The 22806-nt window shown below is 60.2% G+C and carries 17 protein-coding genes and 1 rRNA gene; all 18 read right to left on the bottom strand.

What is annotated here, in order from left to right; translation table 11 throughout:
* A partial coding sequence (locus BUB04_RS17500) for a transposase (protein ID WP_073041900.1) occupies positions 1 to 247 on the bottom strand: 247 nt, incomplete at its 3' end.
* 42 nt (positions 248 to 289) lie between these two features.
* A complete protein-coding gene (locus BUB04_RS17495) occupies positions 290 to 793 on the bottom strand; it encodes a HyaD/HybD family hydrogenase maturation endopeptidase (RefSeq protein ID WP_073041898.1) in 504 nt (167 codons plus the stop codon).
* A gap of 172 nt (positions 794 to 965) precedes the next feature.
* Positions 966 to 2606, bottom strand: a complete 1641-nt coding sequence (locus BUB04_RS17490; RefSeq protein ID WP_073041897.1) for a nickel-dependent hydrogenase large subunit — start codon at positions 2604 to 2606, stop codon at positions 966 to 968.
* A 77-nt stretch (positions 2607 to 2683) separates the two neighbouring features.
* Positions 2684 to 3634, bottom strand: coding sequence for a hydrogenase small subunit (locus tag BUB04_RS17485; RefSeq protein WP_073041895.1), 951 nt, complete (start codon positions 3632 to 3634; stop codon positions 2684 to 2686).
* A gap of 674 nt (positions 3635 to 4308) precedes the next feature.
* Complete coding sequence (locus tag BUB04_RS19495) at positions 4309 to 4485, bottom strand: hypothetical protein (RefSeq protein WP_178372035.1); 177 nt, start codon at positions 4483 to 4485, stop codon at positions 4309 to 4311.
* Between the two features lie 374 nt (positions 4486 to 4859).
* Positions 4860 to 5312 carry a response regulator gene (locus BUB04_RS17480; protein ID WP_073041893.1) on the bottom strand — a complete coding sequence of 151 codons (453 nt, stop codon included), beginning with the start codon at positions 5310 to 5312 and terminating at the stop codon, positions 4860 to 4862.
* Between the two features lie 290 nt (positions 5313 to 5602).
* Positions 5603 to 6991, bottom strand: a complete 1389-nt coding sequence (locus tag BUB04_RS17475; RefSeq protein ID WP_073041891.1) for a sigma-54-dependent transcriptional regulator — start codon at positions 6989 to 6991, stop codon at positions 5603 to 5605.
* 34 nt (positions 6992 to 7025) lie between these two features.
* Entirely contained in the window at positions 7026 to 8711 is a 1686-nt protein-coding gene (locus tag BUB04_RS17470) for a sensor histidine kinase (RefSeq protein ID WP_073041889.1), read from the bottom strand.
* A 226-nt stretch (positions 8712 to 8937) separates the two neighbouring features.
* On the bottom strand, positions 8938 to 9885 hold the full coding sequence (locus BUB04_RS17465) for an HpcH/HpaI aldolase/citrate lyase family protein (RefSeq protein ID WP_073041887.1): 948 nt from the start codon (positions 9883 to 9885) through the stop codon (positions 8938 to 8940).
* A gap of 326 nt (positions 9886 to 10211) precedes the next feature.
* Positions 10212 to 12959: a pyruvate, phosphate dikinase gene (ppdK, locus tag BUB04_RS17460; protein ID WP_073041885.1), complete on the bottom strand. Its 2748-nt coding sequence runs from the start codon at positions 12957 to 12959 to the stop codon at positions 10212 to 10214.
* 400 nt (positions 12960 to 13359) lie between these two features.
* Entirely contained in the window at positions 13360 to 14241 is an 882-nt protein-coding gene (locus tag BUB04_RS17455) for a dihydropteroate synthase (RefSeq protein WP_073041883.1), read from the bottom strand.
* 114 nt (positions 14242 to 14355) lie between these two features.
* A complete protein-coding gene (acsC, locus tag BUB04_RS17450; RefSeq protein WP_073041881.1) occupies positions 14356 to 15708 on the bottom strand; it encodes an acetyl-CoA decarbonylase/synthase complex subunit gamma in 1353 nt (450 codons plus the stop codon).
* Positions 15709 to 15776: 68 nt separating this feature from the next.
* Positions 15777 to 17990 (bottom strand): acetyl-CoA decarbonylase/synthase complex subunit alpha/beta, encoded by a 2214-nt coding sequence (gene acsB / locus BUB04_RS17445; protein WP_073041879.1) that lies wholly within the window; start codon positions 17988 to 17990, stop codon positions 15777 to 15779.
* A gap of 126 nt (positions 17991 to 18116) precedes the next feature.
* Positions 18117 to 20075: an anaerobic carbon-monoxide dehydrogenase catalytic subunit gene (gene cooS, locus BUB04_RS17440; protein ID WP_073041877.1), complete on the bottom strand. Its 1959-nt coding sequence runs from the start codon at positions 20073 to 20075 to the stop codon at positions 18117 to 18119.
* A 56-nt stretch (positions 20076 to 20131) separates the two neighbouring features.
* Positions 20132 to 21076, bottom strand: coding sequence for an acetyl-CoA decarbonylase/synthase complex subunit delta (locus tag BUB04_RS17435; RefSeq protein ID WP_073041874.1), 945 nt, complete (start codon positions 21074 to 21076; stop codon positions 20132 to 20134).
* Between the two features lie 548 nt (positions 21077 to 21624).
* Positions 21625 to 22143, bottom strand: coding sequence for a hypothetical protein (locus BUB04_RS17430; RefSeq protein WP_143156548.1), 519 nt, complete (start codon positions 22141 to 22143; stop codon positions 21625 to 21627).
* A gap of 34 nt (positions 22144 to 22177) precedes the next feature.
* Complete coding sequence (locus tag BUB04_RS17425) at positions 22178 to 22522, bottom strand: hypothetical protein (RefSeq protein ID WP_073041870.1); 345 nt, start codon at positions 22520 to 22522, stop codon at positions 22178 to 22180.
* Positions 22523 to 22734: 212 nt separating this feature from the next.
* Positions 22735 to 22806, bottom strand: a 5S ribosomal RNA gene (rrf, locus tag BUB04_RS17420); the annotation flags it as partial.

Here is a 22806-nt window from a genome sequence, read left to right as displayed (position 1 = left end):
CCTCGACTTGCAGCTGGCCGACCTTCTGGTAAAGCCGCTCGCGCTCTTTTTCTCTCTTCTTTTCCTTCTTGGCCTCCCGACGGTCAAAGAGCTCGGCAGCGTTTTCAGTCAGCTGCTTCTTCCACAGACTGATCTGATTGACATGGACCCCGAACTCCTGAGCCAGTTCGATCGCTGTCCGCTGGCCTTTGAGCGCTTCCAAGGCCACTTTCGCCTTAAATTCCTTGCTGAATCTTTTCCGTTTCATCGGACCCCCTTTTCTTTGGAAAACACACCTTAACATGGTGTCTCATTTTTGGGGTCCACAATACTTGGGCGCCCAGGATCCCCCGGCCTTGCGGATCTCCTCCAGTACAAGCCTTTCCAGCTCGGGCACCGCGGCCGCCACCCCGTCGGTGAGTTCGGTGCCCCAGGGCGAGATGTCCTGAGGCTCCACCCCGACGATGACCGCCGAAGGGCGGTGGCCCAACACTTCGGCATAGGCCAGCGTTTCCAACAGATCCAACTGGTGGATGGAATTCTTGAAGGTCACCCGTTTGTTGAGCGCCTCGGCCGGCAGCCGGTAGACGGTTCCCGGAACTCCTCCGTTTTGGACCGCGTCGATGACGATCACGTGATCGGCCTGAGTGATGGGATCCAGCAGGCGCAGGCCCAGGGTACCGCCATCCATCAGCTCCACGTTTTCCGAAAAAGTATAAGTCGCCCCCAGGCGCTCCACAAGGCGCACGCCCACCCCTTCGTCCTTGAGGAGAATGTTCCCCACACCCAAAACCAGTATGCGATTCGTTTCCATAGAATGCCCGTCGTGGCCACGGGAGGGCCTTGTTCAAGAGTCGCGGCGGGCGGAACCAGGCCCGCCCCAGCAATGCATAAGGGGATCCGGCCTTCGGCCGAATCCCCTGCTTGCGCTGAGTCCCGGTAGTTCGTCCCGGAAATCCCCCTTCGCCTTCCGTCGGCAGAATGACCTACACCACCTTGAACTTGTACACTTCGTTGGTGTTGGGGTCAATCACATGCACACCGCAGGCGATGCAGGGATCGAAGGAATGGACCGTGCGGAGGATTTCCACGGGCCGCTTGGGATCGGCCACCGGGGTCCCGATGAGGGCCTCTTCCACCGGGCCCGGCTTATTGGCCGCACAGCGCGGCCCCAGGTTCCAGGTGGACGGAACCACCAGCTGGTAGTTGGCGATCTTCTTGTCCTTGATCTCGATCCAGTGGCCCAGGGCGCCGCGGGGCACGTCGTTCCAGCCCATACCTTCGGCCTGGTCCGGCATCTCGTAGGGCTCGAAGGTCTTGGTGTCGCCCTTCTTGATGTTTTCCACCAGCTGCATGATCCAGCCTTCCATGGCCTCGCCGATGATCTTGGTTTCGATGGCCCGGGCGGCCGTGCGTCCCAAGGTGGAGAAGAGCGCATCGGCGGAAACGCCCAGATGCTTCAGCACGCCGTCCACCGCCTTCTTGGTGGGCTCGTGTCCCTTGGCGTAAGCCACCAGGACGCGGGCCAGAGGCCCCACTTCCATGGGCTCGCCGCTGTAGCGAGGCGCCTTCATCCAGCTGTATTCCTTGGCCGTATCCAGCTTGGTGAACTTGGGCTTGGTTTCGCCCTTGGCCGGATTGAGATCCTTGTCGCCTTCGTACCAGCTGTGCTTGACGTGCTCGGTGATCTTGGCCGGATCCACGCCGTCCACCTTCTGGAGGTTCCGCTTGAAGATGGCGCCGCGCGGGAAGAAGAGGCTTTCCGGTTCCTTGGCGCTCTGCGGAAATTCGCCGTAGCAAAGGAAGTTGGTGGTGCCGCCGATGCCGGCCCAATCCTTGTAAAATCCGGCCACCGCCAACACGTCCGGGATGTAGACGTTGTTGACGAAGTCCATGGTTTCCTTCCACAGGTAGAGGAATTCGGAGATGCGGTCGGGATTGAGGTCCGCCGCACAGCTCACGCCGCCCACCACCAGGCTCTGGAGGTGCGGGTTCTTGGCGCCGAAGACCGCATGCATGCGGGCCGTTCTGGCCTGCTGCTTCAGGGCTTCCAGGTAGTGGGCCGCCGCGATGAGGTTCACTTCCGGCGGCAGCTTGTAGGCCGGATGGCCCCAGTAGCCGTTGGCGAAAAGACCCAACTGGCCGCTGTCCACGAATTTTTGCAACCGCGCCTGGACCGCCTTGAAGTCGCTGGGGCCGCTCATGCCGGCCGGGGACACGTCGTTGGCGATCTTGGAGGCCTTGACCGGATCCGCCTTGAGGGCGCTCACCACGTCCACCCAGTCGAGAGCGTGCAGGTGATAGAAGTGCACGATATGGTCATGCAGGAACTGGGCGCCCATGAGGAGGTTGCGAATGATGCGGGCATTGTCCGGAATGGTGACGCCCACCGCATCGTCCACACTCCGGATGGAGGCCAGGCCGTGGACGTAGGTGCACACGCCGCAGGCACGCTGGGTGAACAGCCAGGCGTCCCGGGGATCCCGCCCTTTGAGGATGATCTCCAGGCCGCGGAACAGCATGGAGCTGCTCCAGGCATTGGTCACCTTGCCATTGGCCACTTCCACTTCTATGCGCAAATGACCCTCGATCCGAGTGATGGGGTCAACCACAATTCGTTGTGCCATCTTTTTCCTCTCCTCTTTTCATCGTCGGTTCCCACGAAGGGGCTTCGGCCCCAATTCGTCCGCCCGTCCGGCAAGTGTTAGAGCGCTTCATAGAACGGGGACATGGAATCCCAGAAATCCGGCTCGCTGCAGCCGATGCACGGGTGCCCCGCCTGCACCGGCCAACTGGTCCCTTCGTTGAACTTGACCTTGGGGCAGTTGTTGTAGGTCTCGGGGCCCTTGCAGCCCAAGTTGTACAGGCAGTAACCCAGCTTGGCCTCCTCGGATCCCCATTCTTCCACGAATTCCCCGTTTTCAAAGTGGGATCGACGCGGGCACATGTCGTGGACCGTCTTGCCGTAGGCAAAAAGCGGCCGCTTCTTGTCGTCCAGTTCGGGGAGCTTTCCGAAGAGGAGATAATTGACAATGGTTCCGACGAAATTGATGGGATTGGGAGGACACCCGGGCACATTCACCACCGGCGTCTTCAACAGATCGCCCAGGGCGTCCGCCACCCCCTTGGCTCCCGTGGGGTTGGGCGCCGCCGCCTGCACGCCGCCGAAGCTCGAGCAGGTACCGATGCAGATGGTGGCCAGGGCCTTGGGGCAGACCTCCTTGGCGATGTCCAGCATGGTCTTGCCGGCGATCATGCCGTAGATGCCGTTTTCCGCCGTGGGGATGGCTCCCTCCACCACGCAGATGAACTTGCCTTCGTATTTCTTGACCGTCTCGTGCAGCACCTCCTCCACGGAATGCCCCGCGGCGGCCATGATGGTTTCGTGATAGTCCACCGAGATGGTTTCCAGAAGCAGTTCATCGATCCAGGGATAGGTGGTGCGAAGGACCGCTTCCGTGCAACCCGTGCACTCCGCAAAATGCAGGTACACCACCGGTGGGCGTTGCGGGTTGGTGAGCGCTTCTGCCACCTTGGGAACGAACGAGGGGGCCAAACCCATGGTCGCCGACACCAAGGTGCAGAACTTCATGAAGTCACGCCGCGTCACGCCCTTTTGTGCCAGTTTTTCCTCCAAGCTTTTTTGTCGCTCCATCAAAACACCTCCTCCTCTGCCAAGACCATCGACCAAAGCCCTAGATTCCATGGGTGCTGGAAGGCACCCGCCGCCCTGCCCGCAGGGAACGACCTCACCCTTTGTTCAACCAAGTGTGCACGGTACCTTGCGCCAAGATTCACACAAACCCCTCAAAACACCCCCTGGCCCGTTGGCGGGCCGCAGGCAACAATTCTATATCACTGGGCATTTTGCCAGTCAACAAGTGATTACATTCACAAGCACAAGGTGTCCATCGTCGCGACACTTAAAATGCACAATTTCCGCCTTCGCCCAAATCCCACCACAGAAAACCAATAGGCACGGGCGCATCTTCAGTTGAGCAACCACCAAGAACGGGATCCGCCACGGAAACAGCGGGAAGAGAGGAGATCCACGGGTGAACCCCAAAGATCACGAGAGGCAAAGTGATGAGCAATTCAAGAGGAGAGGCGGAGGAAGGAAAACCACATCGAACCCAAGAGTCGAATCCGGCTCGCTAAATCGCCCAGGGCGCACAACATCCCTATATCACAAACCCCGCACCAAAACGACGGGCATTCCCCGCAAAAGGCCAAGCGCCACCGCAAGATCGTTATCAGAACAGGCTACAGCCTCCAGGGGCGGTTCACGAACCACCCCCTTGGCATCAACGGACGTGCTTGATCCGGCCATCAATTCAGGACCGTTTCCTGGAGTTTTTTGAGGATGCGCGTCGGAACAGGGTAATCATCGTTGGCAAAGTAGAGCTTGAGGATTTCGGGGTCGAACTCGATGGCCTTCGCAGCCTCTTCGAGAGGCATGCCCTTTTCCTGAAGCTTTTCCACAAGCTGCAATTTTTCGGTCAGCACCCTTCCCCTCCCTTAAGCAATATTTCACAAGTCTCAAAACAGAGCCAAACCACTTGCCTTCTGAGAAGGCATTTTAGGCTTTCAGCAACTAAAATCAAGAAAAAACAAACTCTTCCGCCAAAAGAACAAGCCTTGAAATGGCAAAAGGCCGCAGGGTAAACCCTGCGGCCTTTCACTGGAAAAGGGGCTCTCCTCTGGAGGATCAGGATCGTGAACGGGAAGAGGTCACCTGGAATCGAGATTGCGCATCAAGAACAGTAGGATCCATCGCTTGAACGCGAACCTTTCGCACATGCACTGGAGAATGAGAGATCAACCGTTCGCCAACCGCCGCAGTAACATCCGCCACAACAACATCCGCATGAGAAACAAATCTAGAGAGTCCCTTCCCTGAGATAGGAGGCCGGCATATCCTTGCCGCCGACGGATCGGGGCAATTCCACCAGAACAGGACCTTTCCACACCAGCTGGAGCATGCGCTCGAACTCCACGAGATCAAAGGGCTTCTTCAAAAAGCCGTCCGCCGCAGCCGCCACATCACGAGAAATGAAATCCAGGTCGTAGAAAGAGATCAGCACCACGCGAGATACACAATGAGCTTCCTTCAGTTTCTGCGCCAGCTTCGCCCCGTTGCCGTCAGGCAGATGATATTCCGTAACAGCCAGTTCAAAGGGAGCTTCCGATGCCAACCGGAGCGCCTCACTGCAACTTCCGCACGAGAGAACCTGATACCCGGCCTTACTCAAGCACTTTTCCAAAGAGCGCCTGAACGGGGCTTCGCTTTCCACCAGGAGCACGCGTCGTACCAGAGAGAGATTCCGCTTCATACCGCCTCCGCTCGCAAGTCAATTAGAGCAACTCTCGTGCCACAGCAGGATCATTTCGAGAAAAAGAGAAGGACCCTTGCTCCAAAAGGCTTCCCGGCCGTTTTCCCCCTTTCAAGAGAGGCCACTTCCTCCCACAGGATGACGAATATTCTTCATATAGCGATCCTTCTCGCGACGGCCGACCTTCCGGATCCGTCTCCACAGGCTTGTTCCACTGGCTCACAAGCCCTGAAGATTATTCTCACCCCCCTTCGACCCCAATGAACACTATTCTCCAAATGCTCCAAAGGTCATGTGTCCTCCAGGCCGTACTTTTTCATCCGATAGACCAGCACGTGCCGGGGGATCCGAAGGTAACGGGCCGTCTTCGACTTGTTTCGGCCGCACTTTTCGTAGGCCTTTTGGATGATCATCCGCTCCGCCTCCTCCAGAGGCAGCTCCTCCTCGGGAAGTTCGGACAGGAAGGCCAGAGCGGAATCGCTTGGGGGAACCCCGGCCATTTCCGGGGTCAGGAAATGGAGGTGTCGCGGCAGGACCAGCTCCTCGTCCTCCAGGAGAACCACTCTTTCCATGGTGTTTCGAAGCTCCCGCACGTTTCCCGGCCAGGAGTAGGACCGCAGCAGCCCTTGGGCTTCCGGGCTGATGTCCCGAAACCTCTTCATGTATTTGTCGTTGAGCTGTTCCAGGAAAAAGCGCGCCAAAGGGATGATATCTTCCCGCCTCTCCCGCAGGGGGGGGAGAAAAATCCGGATGGTGGCCAGCCGGAAATAGAGGTCCCTGCGAAACTCCCCCGCTTCGCACGCTTCCCAGAGATCCCGGTTGCAGGCCGACACCACCCGGATATCCACCCTTTTCTTTTTCGTGGATCCCAGCGGGTAGAATTCCTTTTCTTCCAACACGCGAAGGAGCTTGGCCTGAACTTCCGCTGGAAGATCGATCACTTCATCCAGGAAAAGGGTCCCGCCGTCCGCGGCTTCCAAAAGCCCCTGCTTCCCCTCGGTGCGCGCCCCCGTGAAAGCGCCCCGCTCATAGCCGAACAGCTCGCTTTCGATGATTTCCGGGCTGAAGACGGCACAATTGAGGGCCACGAAGGGATAAGCCGAACGGGGGCTGGAACTGTGGATGAGACGAGCGAAGAGCTCCTTGCCCACACCGCTTTCGCCCTGGAGCAACACACCGGCGTCGGCGCTCTGGGCGCTCTTGATGGCCAGCTCTTGAGCCTCCAGAAAGGCGGGGTGACTGCCCACCAGCTTGTGCACTCGATGGAGCCGTTCCACCTCCCTGCGAAGCCGGTCCACTTCGTTCCGGAGACTGGCGTTTTCCAGGGCGTGCTTGACGGTGAGCTCAAACTCCTCCAGGTCCACGGGTTTGACCAGGTAGTCGAAGGCCCCCTTTCGCATGGCCTGGACCACATCCCGGACCTGCTCGTAGGCGGTGACCATCACCACGGTGGGCGACGGACGCAGGCTTTTCAATCGATCCAGAAGATCCAACCCACTCTGGTCGGGCAGTCCGATGTCCAGAAGCACCAGGTCCGGTTCCGTCTCCACCGCCTTTTCGAAGCCCCGGGCGGCGGATTCCGCCTCTTCCACGCTGTAGTCCTTTTCCAGGAAGCGCTTGATGGCGCCCCGAAACCCCGCTTCATCGTCGATAATGAGAATCTTTTGCTTGGCTCGCATTCAGCTTCCACGTCGCCCCCACAGGGAAGGGGGATCAGTTCAGTCGGGTTCCTTCCGCCGCCGGTTCCCGGTTCTTCTCGTCCAAGGGGAAGATCACCCGGAAGGTGCTTCCTTCGCCCCAGGTGCTCTCCACTTCCATATGGGCCCCGTGCCGCTCCAGGATGCGACGGCAAATGCTCAGTCCCAGCCCCGTGCCTTCCGCCTTCCGCGTGAAGAAGGGATCGAAGATGCGTCCTTCGTCTTCCGGCAGGATGCCCTCTCCCGTATCTTCCACGCTGAGCACGACGGCGGGGATTTCGTCGGCATAGCGGGTCCGCACCGTCAGCCTTCCCCCTTGGGGCATGGCTTCCACCGCGTTGATCAAAAGATTCATCACCACCTGGCTGATCTGGTCCGAGTCCATCACCAGATCGGGAAGCCCTTCCTCCAACTCCATGCGGAAGTCCACATGGGCTTTCCGGATGTGCACCTTGGAAAGATTGTGACAATGGCGCACAATGTCGTTGAGATTCGCCGAAAGGAACTGGGGTTCCCTGGGCCGGGCAAAACTTAACACTTCCCGCACAATCGTGTCGATTTTCCGCACCTCCTGGAGCAGGTCCCCCAGCATCTGGGATTGGCTCTCATCCAGCTCCAGTTCCCGCTGGAGCATCTGGGCGTTGAAGTTGATGGTGGCCAGAGGGTTTCGGATCTCGTGGGCGATACCCGCGGCCAGGGTTCCCAGGGACTTCAGGCGTTCCGTTTGTTGCAAGCGCTGTTCCAGGCGCCGGGCTTCCGTTTCGTCCTTTTCGTAATAGACGATCCGCTCCAATTGGGACGACAAGTTGAGGACGGGAAAAGCGTAGAAACGATAAAAGCCGCCCCATCGGGGATGGGGCCCTTCCTTTTGCACCGGTCTCTTGGACCACATGCACTCCCGGATGGGACAGCCGCTGGGAGGCTCGGCCGTGGAATAGAGCACTCGCCAGTAGGGAGACCCCAGGAGTGTCTCTTTGACCCCGTACACGTCTTCCGTGGTCCGGTTCACCCTCAGGATCCGACCCGATGCCTCCACGAGAAAGATGCTGTGCTGGATGGCGTCGAAACTGATTTCCAGCTCCGTCTTGGCGCGCTGCACGGATTCGAAAAGCTGGGCGTTTTCGATGGCCACTCCGATCTGCTGGCCGATGGTGGTCAGGAATTCCTTGCGGTCGGGGCGAATCTGCAGTTCCCCGTGGTTGGCCACGTAGAGAAGCCCCAGGATCCCGTTTTGGGTGAAGAGAGCGATGCGCACGATCTCCTGAATCCCTTCTCCGGCCATCCTCTCCCGCAGATCCGGGAAAAAGAGGTGGTCCAGGCGAAGCCAGACCACGGGCTCTCTTTTTCCGAAGTCGCGTAGCCAGGATTCCTTGACCGGGAAGGATCGAATGCTGGAAACCAGGGTCGACGAAAAGCCCTGCTGGGCGGCCAGCGACATGACCCGCTCCCCCCGTTCGTCGGCACGGAGCAAGTAAATGGCTCCCATCTTGAAACGCAGCGTGCGTAGGATGGCCATGAGCGATTGATGGAGAACGTCCTCCAGGCGGGGAGAACTATGGATGGCCGAAGAAATGTCAAAGAGGATCTGCAGCTCGTTGTGCTGGCGAAGGATTTTTTCCTTCAGCGACGAGGCGGGATCCAGGGGGGCAGTCCCCCCCGCAGGCAAATACTCACTCCCCGAATTCCACCGGCCTGTCGTCATCCGTCAACTCCTTGTCGAATCCTTGCTGAAACCTTTACCAGCCGGACGCACCTGGCGCTGAAACGGGAAATGAGCGATCGCTGCAACCTGGAGACCATCCGAGTCCAAAGGAGAACGTTTCCCACCGCCCCCTAAGTTCTCTGGACCACATTCAAGGCAAAAGGAACGGGAAGATGGACACGCAACATGCCGGCTTTTCAATGAAACCGGAGTAAATACTACGGAATTATTCCGATACGGGTGTTACTTTCCTCTTCTGCTCGATCAAGCGCCAGGAAGCCACGGTCACCTGGGCCAGGCGCACGGAGGCGGCGTCCACCATTTTTCCATCAACGGCCACGGACCCCGCCCCCCGGGACCGCGCCTCCTCGTAGGCCTCTACGATGCGAAGGGCCCGTTTCACGTCTTCTTCCTCCGGGGTGAAGACGGCGTTGATCGCTTCCAGTTGCGCCGGGTGGATGGCCCATTTGCCGTCGTATCCCAACGCGCGGCTCAGGGCGCAGGAGCGGCGAAGGCCCTCTTCGTCCCGGAAATCGCCGTAGGGGGCGTCCAAGGCGGCCAGCCCCGCCGCCTTGGCGGCCATGACCATGTGGCTCAGAGGATAGTGCCATCGATGCCCCGGATAGTCCACCTCCGCATCCCCGTGGCCGCTCACCCCCCGGCTGGGCATCCCCACGGACGCCCCGTAGTCGGCCACACCGAAGACCAAGGCCTCCAGGCGCTCGGAGCTGGCAGCGATCTCACAGGCCCGTGCCATCCCTTGGGCCGTTTCAATGGAGGCCTCCAGGCCGATTCGGTTCTTGAGCCCCATGCGCTGTTCGATCTGGGTCAGAAGGTAATCCAGGGCCCTGATCTCGGCGGGATCGTTCACCTTGGGCACCACGATCACATCCACCCGGTCCCCCACCGCCTCCACCACATCGATCACATCCCGATAGGCAAAGGGAGTGCCCATGTCGTTCATGCGGTAGGCCCGCACCTTGCCGTGCCAGTCCCCCGATCGAAGGGCTTCCACCACGGCGCCTCGGGCCGAGTCCTTTTCCTCCACCGGGACACTGTCCTCCAGGTCCAGCATGACCACGTCCGCCGGAAGCCCCAGGGCCTTTTGCACCATCTTTTCCCGGTTGGCGGGGACCGACAACAGGGAACGTCTCAGTCGGATCGGGCGCTCCATATGGCCTCTCCGTTGGGGGTGAGGGGAAAGGAAAAAGGCGAAAAGTCCGCTGAAGGGGCCTGGCCTTCCGAATCCGCGGTGCGCTTTTCTGTGGGAAACAAGACATGCCCGCTTCCATGCACGCATGCCGTAGGGGCGAAGGATCCTTCGCCCCTACACCCTGTTCGCAAAGGCATGTCTCTTTCGTTGTTACGCAAGAGCCCCTGGCATTCGCACTCAGGCTCCACCATCATCACAGCAGCGCCTTTGGATCAGACCGGGCTCCCCGAACAACGAAGCCCCTTTCACCTTTCCCCTTTTACCTTTCCCCTTTTACCTTTCACCTTTTACCTTTCACCTTTTTCCCTAATAGCCGCACGGGCGGCGGCCAGCCGGGCGATGGGAACCCGGTAGGGCGAACAGCTCACATAGTCCAGGCCGATCCGGTGGCAGAACTCCACCGAGGTGGGCTCACCGCCGTGCTCGCCGCAGATGCCCACCTTGAGGTCGGGGCGGGTGGCCCGGCCCTTTTCCACGCCCATGCGCATGAGCTGGCCCACCCCTTCCTGGTCGATCTTCTCGAAGGGATCGAAATCCCAAATCTTCTTGTCCAGATAGTGATGCAGGAACTTGGCCGCGTCGTCCCGGCTGATGCCGAACACGGTCTGGGTGAGATCGTTGGTACCGAAGGAGAAGAAGGCCGCCTCCTTGGCCACCTCATCGGCCGTGAGAGCGCCCCGGGGAACCTCGATCATGGTCCCCACCAGGTAATGGACCTCCACGCCGTGCGCATCCATGACCTCCCGGGCCACCTGGTCCACGACGCGCTTCTGATCCTCCAGTTCCGCCACATGACCCACCAGGGGGATCATGATCTCCGGATGCACCTCCACGCCTTCCTTCGTCACCTCGCAGGCGGCTTCCAGGATCGCCCGGGCCTGCATGGCCGTGATTTCCGGATAGACCACCCCCAGGCGGCAGCCGCGATGTCCCAGCATGGGGTTCGCCTCATGCAAGGCCTGGAGCTTGGCCCGCACCTCCTCTTCCTCCACCCCCATCTGCTGAGCCACGGCACGGATATCCGCATCTTCCGTGGGCAGGAATTCGTGCAAAGGCGGATCCAGGGTCCGGATGGTCACCGGAAGACCGTTCATGACGCGAAAGATGCCCTTGAAATCCTCCCTTTGCATGGGCAGCAGCTTGGCCAGCGCCCTTTCCCGGCCTTCCTTGGTCCGAGCCAGGATCATCTCCCGGACCACGTTGATCCGTTCGCCCTCGAAGAACATGTGCTCGGTGCGGCACAGGCCGATGCCTTCCGCTCCGAAGGCCAAGGCTGTTTGCGCCTGATCCGGCTGGTCCGCGTTGGTGCGGACCCCCAGACGGCGGGCCTTGTCCGCCCATTCCATCAGGGACTTGTAATCCTGATAGATGGTGGATTCCTCGGGCTTGAGCGTTCCTTCCACCACCTGCAGAACTTCGGACGGCCTGGTAGGGATACGCCCTTCAAAAACCTCGCCGGTGGAGCCGTCCAGAGAGATCCAGTCGCCTTCCCGGATCACACGGCCGTTGGCGGACATCTGCCGCTTCTTGTAATCGATCTCCAGATCCCCGCAGCCCACCACGCAGACTTTGCCCATCTGACGGGCCACCAGTGCGGCATGGGACGTCATTCCGCCCCGGGAAGTGAGGATCCCCTGGGCGGCGTGCATGCCGCGGATGTCGTCCGGGGACGTTTCCAGGCGAACCAGAATGACTTGCTCACCGCGCTCGGCCCATTCTTCCGCGTCCACGGCATTGAAAACCACCCGCCCCGAGGCGGCTCCCGGCCCGGCGTTCAGGCCCTTGGCCAAGAGGGCCCCCGAGGCCACGGCCTTCTGTTTCGCCTCCAGGTCGAAGATGGGCCGCAGCAGCTGGTTGAGCTGGTTGGGCTCCACCCGCATGAGCGCTTCCTCTTGGGTCAGGATGCCTTCGCGCACCATGTCCACCGCGATCTTGAAGGCGGCGAAACCGGTGCGCTTGCCGTTGCGGGTCTGGAGCATCCAGAGCTTGCCCCGCTGGATGGTGAACTCGATGTCCTGCATGTCCCGGTAGTGGCGATCCAGGATCTTTCGAATCCGCTCCAGCTCGGCGTAGGCCTCGGGCATGGCTTCTTCCAGGGACACCTGGGCCGGATCCGTCTTCTGGGCCTTGTTGATGGGCTGGGGAGTGCGGATGCCCGCCACCACGTCTTCCCCCTGGGCGTTCACCAGGTACTCCCCATAGAGGACGTTTTCGCCCGTAGCGGGATTTCGGGTGAAGGCCACGCCCGTGGCGCAATCGTCTCCCATGTTGCCGAAGACCATGGACTGCACATTCACCGCCGTGCCCATGTCGTCCGGAATGCCGTTCAGCTCCCGGTAGGCGATGGCGCGGGGATTGTCCCACGAGCCGAAAACGGCGCCGATGGCCCCCCACAGCTGATCCATCGGCTCCTGCGGAAAATCGCGTCCGGTCTTCTTTCGAATGAGTTCCTTGTAGCGTTGGACCAGTTTCTTCAAGTCCTCGGCTTGGAGCTGATTGTCGAACTCCACACCCCGGCTCTTTTTCAGTTGGTCGATGATCTCTTCAAACGGGTCGATATCGTCCTCGGATTCCGGCTTGAGCCCCAGGACCACGTCCCCATACATGGAAAGAAAGCGTCGATAACAGTCGTAGGCGAACCGGGGGTCTCCCGTTTCCTTGGCCAGCCCTTCCACCGTGGTGTCGTTGAGGCCGAGATTGAGCACGGTGTCCATCATGCCCGGCATGCTGACCGCCGCACCGGACCGGACGGAAACCAACAGGGGCTTTTCCGGATCTCCGAAACGACGCCCCATGATCTTTTCCAGGCGCGCAAGGGCTTCCCGCACTTCCTCCTCCAGCCCCTCGGGATACTTCCCCTTGTTCCGGTAATAGTAAGTGCAGACCTCGGTGGAGATGGTAAAGCCCGGCGGCACGGGGATTCCCAGGCGGGTCATCTCCGCCAGATTGGCTCCCTTGCCGCCCAGCAAGTCCTTCATCTGCGCACTGCCGTCCGCTTGGCCTTCACCAAAGAAGTAGACGAATTTCTTTCCCATGATCCGGCTCTCCCTCCTGCCTCCAAAGAAACTCTTCCCCCAGTTCAACAACCAGAAACCGTTTCATTGAATCGGCCAGGTCCCCCACCCGCCTCTAAGTGACTTCCAGCTATCGTCCATGCCCACGGGATACAGGGGCGCACAATCCTTAACCCCCATGAGTATGCACTCCTGAAAAGCGCGCTTTCTCCACTGTTGTCACGGGCACCCCCGTGACGGGGGAGGATGAATCCCGCTTGCACGGCAAGTTCCCGGTCGGACCTGGAACCGCTTGCAAGGGCGGACTCAAAACATCTTTGAGCAACCCAAACTCGGCGTACCAAGACGCAAAAACCCCACCTCGCAAAAGATGGGGTTTTTGTTCAGTTGTGGATCCGGCAAGCGAGGTTGCAAAGACGAGCTACACCTCAAGCCAGGAGTCGGAATAGAGCGTGTGGCCGAGAATGACGCGGGCGGTCTTCACGAAGTCCTGTTCTTCCTTGGTGAGAGACGCCATGTCGATCTCTTCTCCGTCTTCCACCTTGGCCACCAGGGCTTCCAGTTCGGGGCGCTCGCCGCGGGCGATCTTGTGGAGCTCGTAGTCGAAGGTGTCCACGATGGCCGACTGCATGCCCCAGCGCTTCCACAGGATGAGCATGACCTGGTTCAGAATCGGCCTCAGGTGTTCCGGAGCGCCGTTGGACACGTTGGAAAGACCGATGGTGGAGCTGCAGCCCGGGGCCATGTCGGGGAACATCTTCATGAAGTTGAGGGCGCTCATGATCTGGTTCTGCTGCACGTTGACCGGGGTCTGAATCGGATCGATGTAAATCCTTTCGGGCGGAATGCCCATTTCGCTAGCCCGGAACAGCAGCTCGGCACACAGGGCGCCGCGTTCGTTCTCGTCGCGGGGCATGCCCTCGGGACCCCACAGCAGGCCGATGAATTCGGCGTCGTATTCCTTGGCCAGGGGCAGCAGGGCGTCCATGCGTTCGGGGCGGACCATGATGGAGTTGATCATGGCGCGGCCCTTCTTGTGCGCCTTCAGGCCCGCTTCGATGGCCTTGATGTTGGAAGTATCCAGCGCCAGCGGCAGATCCACCACTTCGTGGATCACGGGCACCAGCCAGGACATGAGCTCTTCGCCCGTCTTCCCGGCAGGGCCGATGTTCAGGTCGATATAGTCCATGCCGGCTTCGGCTTCCTGTACCGCCAGTTCCTGCAAGGTCTTGGCGTCGCGCTCCTTCAGGGCCTTGCCGTACTTCTTGCTCATGATGTTCAAGTTTTCGCCAATGAGCTTCATGGGTTCGTCCCCTCCTCCACTTCGAGGTTATGGTCTCACGATCCAAGGGCGGGGAAGCGCCGGAAAGGCCACCCATTGCCCTTCCGGCGCCCCTGTGCCCAACACGCAGGAAGCCTACTCCGGCTTGAATTCCTTGAGGAACTTGGGGATGTGGCTCGCTTCCCGCGGACCCACCACCACGGTCCAGCCGGGCAGCTCTTCTTCCAGCTCACCGCTGATGGCCGCCGCATAGCCGGGAATCACGATGGATTTGTGCTTCACCTTGTCCATGATTCCGCACTTGCTCACGAAGGTGCCCACGGTCTCGCCGTTGAACTTTCCGGCGGCCCAGGCGGTCATGACCGAAAGGCCCTCCGTATCCTGAACCAGAAGCCAAGCCGGCTGACGGCTGGATTCGATTTCGCCGCCCACGATGAAGTAGGTGAGCGAGAAGTTGCAGGTGACCAGAACCGGGGAGTTTTCATCCGGGTTGTTGATGGGATAGATCCCCTGCTCGGCGGTCATGGGCCGTTGCGGGTCGGTGTAGATGTTGAGGCGTTCCAACAGCAGCGGGAAGGTCACTTCCGGTTTCACATCGCTCATGACGATGAACGCGGCGTACTTGGCGATGAACGTGGCCGCCACCACGCCTTCGTTCAACAGATCGTCGGCCATCTCGTTGGCGAACACGATGGTGGGGAAGCCCAGCGGGCGGAAGCGGTCCTTGATGGCCGCCCGACGGATATGGATCTGCTCTTCGAAGGCCTTCTTGAGGTCGCGCGTGCCCGTGTCGATGATGAGATCCTTGAGACCCATGCCGGTCAGCTTCTGCGTCAAGGCGATCACGCCGTCAAGCGTTCCGTCGCCCTTGACGGCCAGCGGGCATCCCGTCTCCTTGGCCAGCTCGCCCAGCGCGTCGGCATTGTCCGCCGTGGCGGCATAGATCATGGGCTTTTGATCCTTGAGCTCCGTGGCGGCGGCCTTCAGGGCATCGACGCTGTCGGACATGAGGATCAGAGCCGCCCCCGTGGCATCGGAAATCTTCTTGGCCAGTGCCGTAAACTTGGCCGCATCGCCCGACGTATCCTTAACGGCGAACATTTCGGGACGCAGGTTCAGGTCCACGCGCTCGAACTGGCACGCCTTGAACCGCTCCAGCTTGCCGTTCACCGAGGCCTCATCTTCATCGGTGGTCACCAGGGTGGCCAAACCCGGCTTATTGACGAAGGTCTTCTCGTGGCGGAAAAGAACCGTCTCGCCGCCCACCTTCACCGCATAGTCGCCGGCACCCACGGTCAGAGGGCGAACCGGAGGGGCGGAATCGGCCGCCAGCTTTTCCTTCGCCTCTTCCGACACGTGGGGACACGCGTCCAATTCGGCCTTTCCCGACGCCAGGTTCATGGCGAAGGCCAGGCAGGTGGGAACACCGCAATCACCGCAGTTGGTTTTGGGAAGAAGTTTAAAGATCTCAATTCCTGTCAAGCCCATCAGCTCGTCTCCTCATCGTCTCTATCGTTCAACCCGTGGAAGGCCGGGGCCAACGCCCCGGCCCGTCCTTAACCGAGAATCGGCTCCATCTCCAGGGCCGGATGGCCCACTTCCTGGAGGAAGGGCAGGATTTCGTCTTCGGTGACGCCCTGTTCTTCCGTGGCGATCATGTCGATGAAGTTGGGAATGCCGATCTCTTCACCGCGCTTGATCAGACGCTCGCGGATTTCTTCCTTGAGCATCTTGGGCATCCACACCAGGCGCTTCAGGCCGCCGTCGCCGGCGATGAACTTACGCTGGGTGATGTTGTACTTGCTGTGGCCCACAAAGCCGGGCGTGACGTTCCCGCCACCGATGGTCCCGGCCAGGGTGGTGAACTTCATGCCGCAGGGGGTCATGCCCATGTACTCGCGGTTGACGGTCATGACGCCGTTGCACATGGGGAGAACCGCGGCGATGCATTCACAACAGCCACAGGTGGTCATGGGATCGTAGACCACGCTGTAGAAGTTATAGGAAGACACGGCACCGCGCGAGGCCCTTTCCACGAACTCGTTCACGCCCTTCCAGTTGCCGTAGCGGGCATCCAGGGTTTCCCCCTTGGCGATGGGCTGGTTGGGGCCCGTGGGGTTGATTTCATAGGAGGCCTTGCAGTCCAGCCAGTTGTAGGCGCCGCAAAGACCCGTCCGTTCGGGGCTCACCACGCACACGTGGGTGGGCGCGAAGGACTGGCACAGCGTACAGGAGTAGTAGATCTCCGTGGTCTCGTCGGTCATGCCCTCGATGCGCTCGTCGCGGGTCCTGTACATCTGCTGGGCCACCGGCAAAAGCTCCTTCACCTTGGCTTCGTCCGTGTAGATCTTCACCTGGCACTTGTCGAAGATCGCCCCGAAGTCCTGATGGAACTTGGCGTGGAGGATCTTGCCGATGTGCTCCATGGTGAAGCCCTTTTCCACGGCCGACTTGCCGATCCGGTACCAGGCGATGTCGCGCTGGCCGATGTGCATGACACCCTGGGCGTAGTTCACCAGGTGATGGATCTGCCGCTCCAGGATCGGCTCGTAATCTTCCTGCATCTTGCGGCCGGCCACTTCCACGATTACGCCCAAAGGCAGGCGGCTGCCCGGTTCCACGTCCTTGATGTCCGGGCCGATCACTTCCACCTTGCCATCCTCCACCTGGTCCATGTCGGCGATGCGAACCAGCTCGAAGCAGGGCGTCTTGCCGCCGCCGCATTCCAAGTACACATCGTCCTTGCGAACGCGTTCGCCTTCGAAAGCCGGACCGTAGGAAACCGGGACGGGCACTTCCGTGACGGTCACCTTCAGGCCGCGCACTTCGATGGACTTGGAGCAGATGTGATCGTGGGGCACACTGGAAACCACGTGTTCGTAGGTACAGATACCGGTGGGAAGGATCTCCGGGATGTCCGTGTCGGCGATGGTCGGGAAGCCCCAGTTGATGGCACCCGCCGCATTGGCCGCCCATTCGGCGTTTACCTCACCCAAGGCGTTCACAAACGCAAAGATACGGTCCTTGTTGTAAAGGAGAATCTTGCGATAGTCTCCCGGTTCCACGCCGCCGAACGCCATGGCCGCGCGATTGGCAAATCCCAGGGCAAAGACGGCGGCGGAAATGTCGGGGCCGAACGGAACCAGACGCGTGGACCAACCGATCTGCACGCCGGCCTCGATCAATTGTTCCGTGAAGGTGGTGCCGGCCTGGTTGGCGCACATGAAGACGTAAAGATTCTTGCGTTGATACTCTTCCGCAATCATCTTGGCCGTTTCCGGATCCGGGGCGGCGCCCACGATGGCGGCGAAACCGGGTGCGCTGCCGTCCACGAATTCGATACCGCGCTTGCGCATGATGGTATCATCTGCCGCGCCCAGCCAGATCCGCCCGTTTTCCAGATCCGGGTCTTCCGTAGGCAGGTAGAAATCCGGATCTTCCACGTAGCGGATGGCTTCCACGATCTCTTCCGCCAGGATTGCCGCCATACCGGCATCCAGCGTGCCGCCCAGGTACGGCGTGTGGATCCGCCCCTTGATGTGGGGAGGCAGGAGCTTCTTGCAGCGCTCCAGGACCGGCTCGGCATCGGCCAGCTTTTCCACCTTGATCCCCAAAATCGAATAGATGATGGGCAGATAATAAGCCGTGTTGGGAAATTCCAACGGCTGGTTCGGCCCGTACTTGTCCATGGCCTCCCTGAATTTCCCCTCGGCCTTGGACACGATGTTGTAGGCACCTTGGATCGCAGCAAATGCGACTAACCGAGACATATCAAAACTCCTTTTCTTAAGGGCGTTGGCTCGCTAGAAGGACCGCCTCTTCCGGTTTCCAACCGGAGATTGTGCGGTCGGGCGCCGTGGTTCGATGGTGCGCGAAACGGCGCCCGCCGGACACTCCTAATCCAGGGCGCGACGGTCGGCCATGTCGAAGAGCTTGCGTTCGCGCGGACCCATGATGCCCAGCGCTTCCCGCTTCTTGTCGATATGGTCGATCATCATCCGGGCCATCTCGTAGGGATCCGCGGCGAAGCCCCACTTGCCGAAGCCCATTTGCTCCAGGCCCTCGAAGAGCAGCTTGTGGAACTTGGTCTCCTTAATCGTCGGGAAGGTCACGCCGAAGACCGTGAACACACCCGACGCCACAAAGTACTGGCCGATACTGATGGCCTTTTCGCTCATCCACTCCGGCGCCGCTCCCGCCACCGGAAGATCCGCGATGCTCTCTCCCAGCCCGCCCACGCGGACCATCTCCGCACAGGCAATCAAGATCCGGCTGTTGTCCACGCACGAGCCGCAGCCCAAGACCGGCGGCATGCCCACCGTCTCGCACACCTCCGCCAGGCCGTCGCCGGCCAGAACCGCCGCATCCGGCTTCATGAGCCCCGCCTTGGCCAGCGCGATCTGCGAACAGCCCGTCTGCACCACCAAGACGTTGTTCTTGATGAGCTCTTTGACCAGCTCCACGTGCACCCAGTCCTGCTTCACCCGCGGGTTGGTGCAGCCCACCACGCCCGCCACGCCGCGGATCCGGCCGTTGATGATGTTGTCGTTGAGCGGTGTGTAGCTGCCGCGGAACGTCCCGCCCAGCATGTAGTTGATGTACTCGTGGCTGAACCCGTGCACGCCCATGTCGCGGCGCTGCGGAATCACCACCCGACCCGGACGGTTCTTGAACCGCTCGATGGCCATCTCCACCACCTTGTTGGTGCACTTTCTCGGCTCATGCTCGTGGAACTCCACGTGCTGAGCCCCTTCGATCTTGGCCCGCGGGTTGGTGGTGAAAAACTTCGTCCCGTAGCATTCGCTCATCTGCACCAGGGCCTGCTTGATGCACTGCACATCCACCGCCATGGCGTCCACGGCGCCCGTGGCGATCACCGCCTCCGTGCTCATGAAGTTACCCGCATGGGGCACCCCGTGCCGGGAAAGCACTTCCGCGCCCGAGCAGCACATGCCCAACAGATTGATCCCCGCGGCCCCGGCTTCCTTGGCCTTGGCCACCAGTTCCGGATCGTTCACCGAGTCGATCATGGACTCGAACAGATTGGGCTCATGGCCGTGGACGATGATGTTCACATGGTCTTCCTTCAAGAAGCCCATGTTCACGCCCGCCACCAGCGGCTTGGGGGTTCCGAACAGGATGTCGGAAATCTCCGTGGCCACCATGGACCCGCCCCAGCCGTCGGCCAGGGCCGTCCGCGAACACTGCTTCACGATGTTCTCGTAGTCCTGGTCCACGCCCATGTGGGACCGGTGCATGATCTCCATGATCTCGCGCATGGCCCCACGAGGGACCACCCCGTGCTTTCGCCAGGTCTCCAGGGTCTTTTTCGGAACACGGCTCACGAACGGAATCTCGCCGTCCACCTGGGTGTAGGTCCGCTCCAGTTCCTCATAGAGATCCTTGGCGATCTCCATGGTCTCGCGGCCTTCCACCTCGATGCCGATGCTCGCCGCCACGCTCCGAAGCTTTTCCTCATCCTTGATCTTGTAGTCGGCGATGCGGCCGTTCACCACCTCGCGGAACACGTCCAGCATGCTCATGCCGTGGTCCGTATGGGCCGCACAGCCCGAAGCCACCATGCGGGCGAAGTTCCGGGCCGCGATGGTGTCGATGGTCGCCCCGCACACCCCCACCTTGGAGTAGGGATCCTTCGAGTTCAGACGGCACGGCCCCATGGCGCAGTGCTTACAACAGGCCGAATCCGCCCCGATGGGGCACGCCTTCATCTCGGCCGCCCGCTGAAAGGCCGTCTCCACCCCGTCCGCCGCCGCCTTCTGCAGCATCTGGATCGTGGCCTCGCACGTGGAAAATTCCCTGAAATTGTATTCTTTTTTCTTTTTCTCTTCGGCCATAGAACACCTCACTTCCCCTTCCTGGGGCGATTGCTGCGCCGCGAGATCGGGCGTATTTACATCATCTTTTCAATGAAGCCCTTCACCAGCTGGATGGCCTCGGGGTGGCGCATGACCACCACATCCGCTCCGGCCAGCAGCAGGTCGATGGCCGTTACGGCTTCCATCATCACACCGCGGGTCTTCTGGTCGCCCAGCTCGGGGGCCTCTTCCGTGGTCTGGTTGGCTTCCTTGCACTTCCAGACTTCGTTGGCCACATTACAGATGATGGGCTGCTGGAGTTTGTCGTCGCCTTGAGTCAGGGCCGCCTGGGTGATGCGTTCCATCACCGAATAGGTGTACTCCAAGCCGTAGCCCAAGCCACCCGTGGTGGGGTCAATCACGATCTTGTTTTCCGGAACACCCAGGTTGTTGAGCAGGATATTGAGCTGCTTGGCAAGGTTGACGTCGATGGGAGAGGAAGCCACCACCGTGTGCTTGTAGCCGAGGCATGCGGCACCGATCTGCTTGTAGTCGCCTTCCTCCACCGGAGCGATGGCCACGTTCTTGCCGGCACACTTTTCCGCAACCGCCCGCATCACCTCGGTGTCCTTCTCGTGGTTGGCCACACCCCAAACCACCACGGGAACATCCACTGCGTCCACCACCTTCTTGACGACTTCGGCAACCTCCACCGCCGGCTTGTTTTCCGCGTTGGGATCAGCACTCTTGGTCTGGATGACCAGGATCTCGGCGCCGTATTCTTCCACGCACTTCTTGGCCCAAGCCACCGGATCGCTCACCACGTCCTTGAAGGGCTCCAGAGCCACTTCTGACCATTCCCCGTTGGGGTCCTTGTCCCAGATCTCCATGGCGACCTTGGGAGGATTGGGCATCTCCCCCTCAAAGGTGTAAAAGGGGTAGGCCGAACGGCCGCCAATCTTCACCGCCTTGTCGCCGGTTCCGAGAACCACTTCGCGGATGCTTCCAGTGTATTTTTGTTTTGCAGGTTCGAACGCCAAGGCTACTCCCTCCTTTCGAAGTTTGTGCAAATTTTCATTTAAGACACCAGCCCATTGCTCTTGTGGGGTCTCTCCTCCTCTTCCTGCTTCCAAACGATTGGCAAGAACTTCCGTAACAACAACTAAATTCCAACGGCCACAGGGCATCCTCCGGGGGGATCGAAGAGCCCCTTCACGGCAAAGCCCTGAAACCAGCAAAGAAGCTTATAAAACGATGAATTACAGTCGAGCGTCCGCGTATTTTGGACAGAGATGCAGCCCCCTTTGGGAAAGAGTGGGCTTTCTCTGATTGAAGGGTCATGCGTCCCGCCATACATATGCCTGCCGAGCGTCAATGGGCCATGGGTTTCGGGGAAGGACCGCTACCGGGGCGAAGCCGTGCGAAAAAGCGCACGTAACCGCCCAACCTATGAGACACCTATCCATATAGGATCAATGTCCGATTGTCAACTCGTTTTGGCCGGATGCACAAGCCACCCCTTTGCACGGTTTCGGCCAGAGGCCCTCCAACCCCCCAAACACACTATATCTAAAGATATTGAAGGTTTCTAGAAACAGGTGGGAACAATCTCATGGCGCTTGGCATCTTTGCGAGTGCGGATCACCGGGTCGTGCTTTGTGCTTCGTTTCACAGGGACCACCCGAACCCGTGTCCCATGCCAATCCAACCGGTAGGTATTATAAGGGCTGTTCAAAATACCGTGCTGAGTGGGCAGCCTGAACCGCAGGAAGTGTTCCCTCTGGGACCGGGACCAGCGGGGAGGAAAATAGTCGGAGGTGTCGAACTCAAAGAAATCCTCCATGAGAAGGGCCTGGACCACCACGTGCCGGGGGGGAGACGCAATGGCCCGCTCCAACCTCCTCTTGACCGCTTCCATCACACAGGGCGGGGCCTGCTCCAGGACGATCTGGGTCGGAAATTCATCCCCGGGGGGATTTTGGCCGAAGTTTCGCTTCACTGTGGCTATGTCTTTCAGGATCTTCCGCGCGTCCCAAAAATCCAGATCCGTATAAACATGGAAAGCATACCTGGTCTTCGCCGGATGACAGTAAATGATGCGAGCCATCATCGCCTCCCTTGTCGTCGGAGCATGGGGGCTCTCACCCACACCCGCAACCGCAGTCGCAGCCGCCCTCCGTATCCGACTCCAGCTCGCCAATCCAGGAAACTCCGTACCGCTCCACCAAATTTGCGATTTCTTCCACCAGAAGATACTGCACAAAGGTCTCCTGGACGGCGGCCACCTGATCGGCGTAGGCGTCCACGGCCTCCTTTACGGGCTCGTACCCTCGGCCCACGAGCATGGTGTCCAAACGCTCACTCACGCCGGGCTCCCTCAGAACACACAAGGGAATCCATCCGCCGTTGATCTTTAGAAAGCCCACGTAATAGAGGTCCTTCGACGGCTGCTCCCTCAAGAAGGTTTTCACATCGTGCAGGCGCATCCCCTTGCTCCGCTTCGTGGTTTCATCCGCACTTTGTCTTACAGGAAGAACACTAACGCCTGGGATTCGCGATTTCAAGTAGTAGGGGCGACCGGCCGGTCGCCCCTACTACAACCGTAGGCAAACCCGGCCGAATCCCCGAGGGGTCCAAACCGGAGGGGCCCAACGCAAAAAGGCCGGATCTCGTATGAGATCCGGCCTCTATAAGAATGGGTCGGCGGCGACCTACTCTCCCACGCGGTTACCCACGCAGTACCATCGGCGCTGAGGAGCTTAACTTCCGT

The organism is Desulfacinum infernum DSM 9756, from assembly GCF_900129305.1.
Taxonomy (GTDB): Bacteria; Desulfobacterota; Syntrophobacteria; order Syntrophobacterales; family DSM-9756; genus Desulfacinum; species Desulfacinum infernum.
Note: the sequence above shows the minus strand (reverse complement) of the source record. Positions and strands in the feature narration are given on the sequence as shown.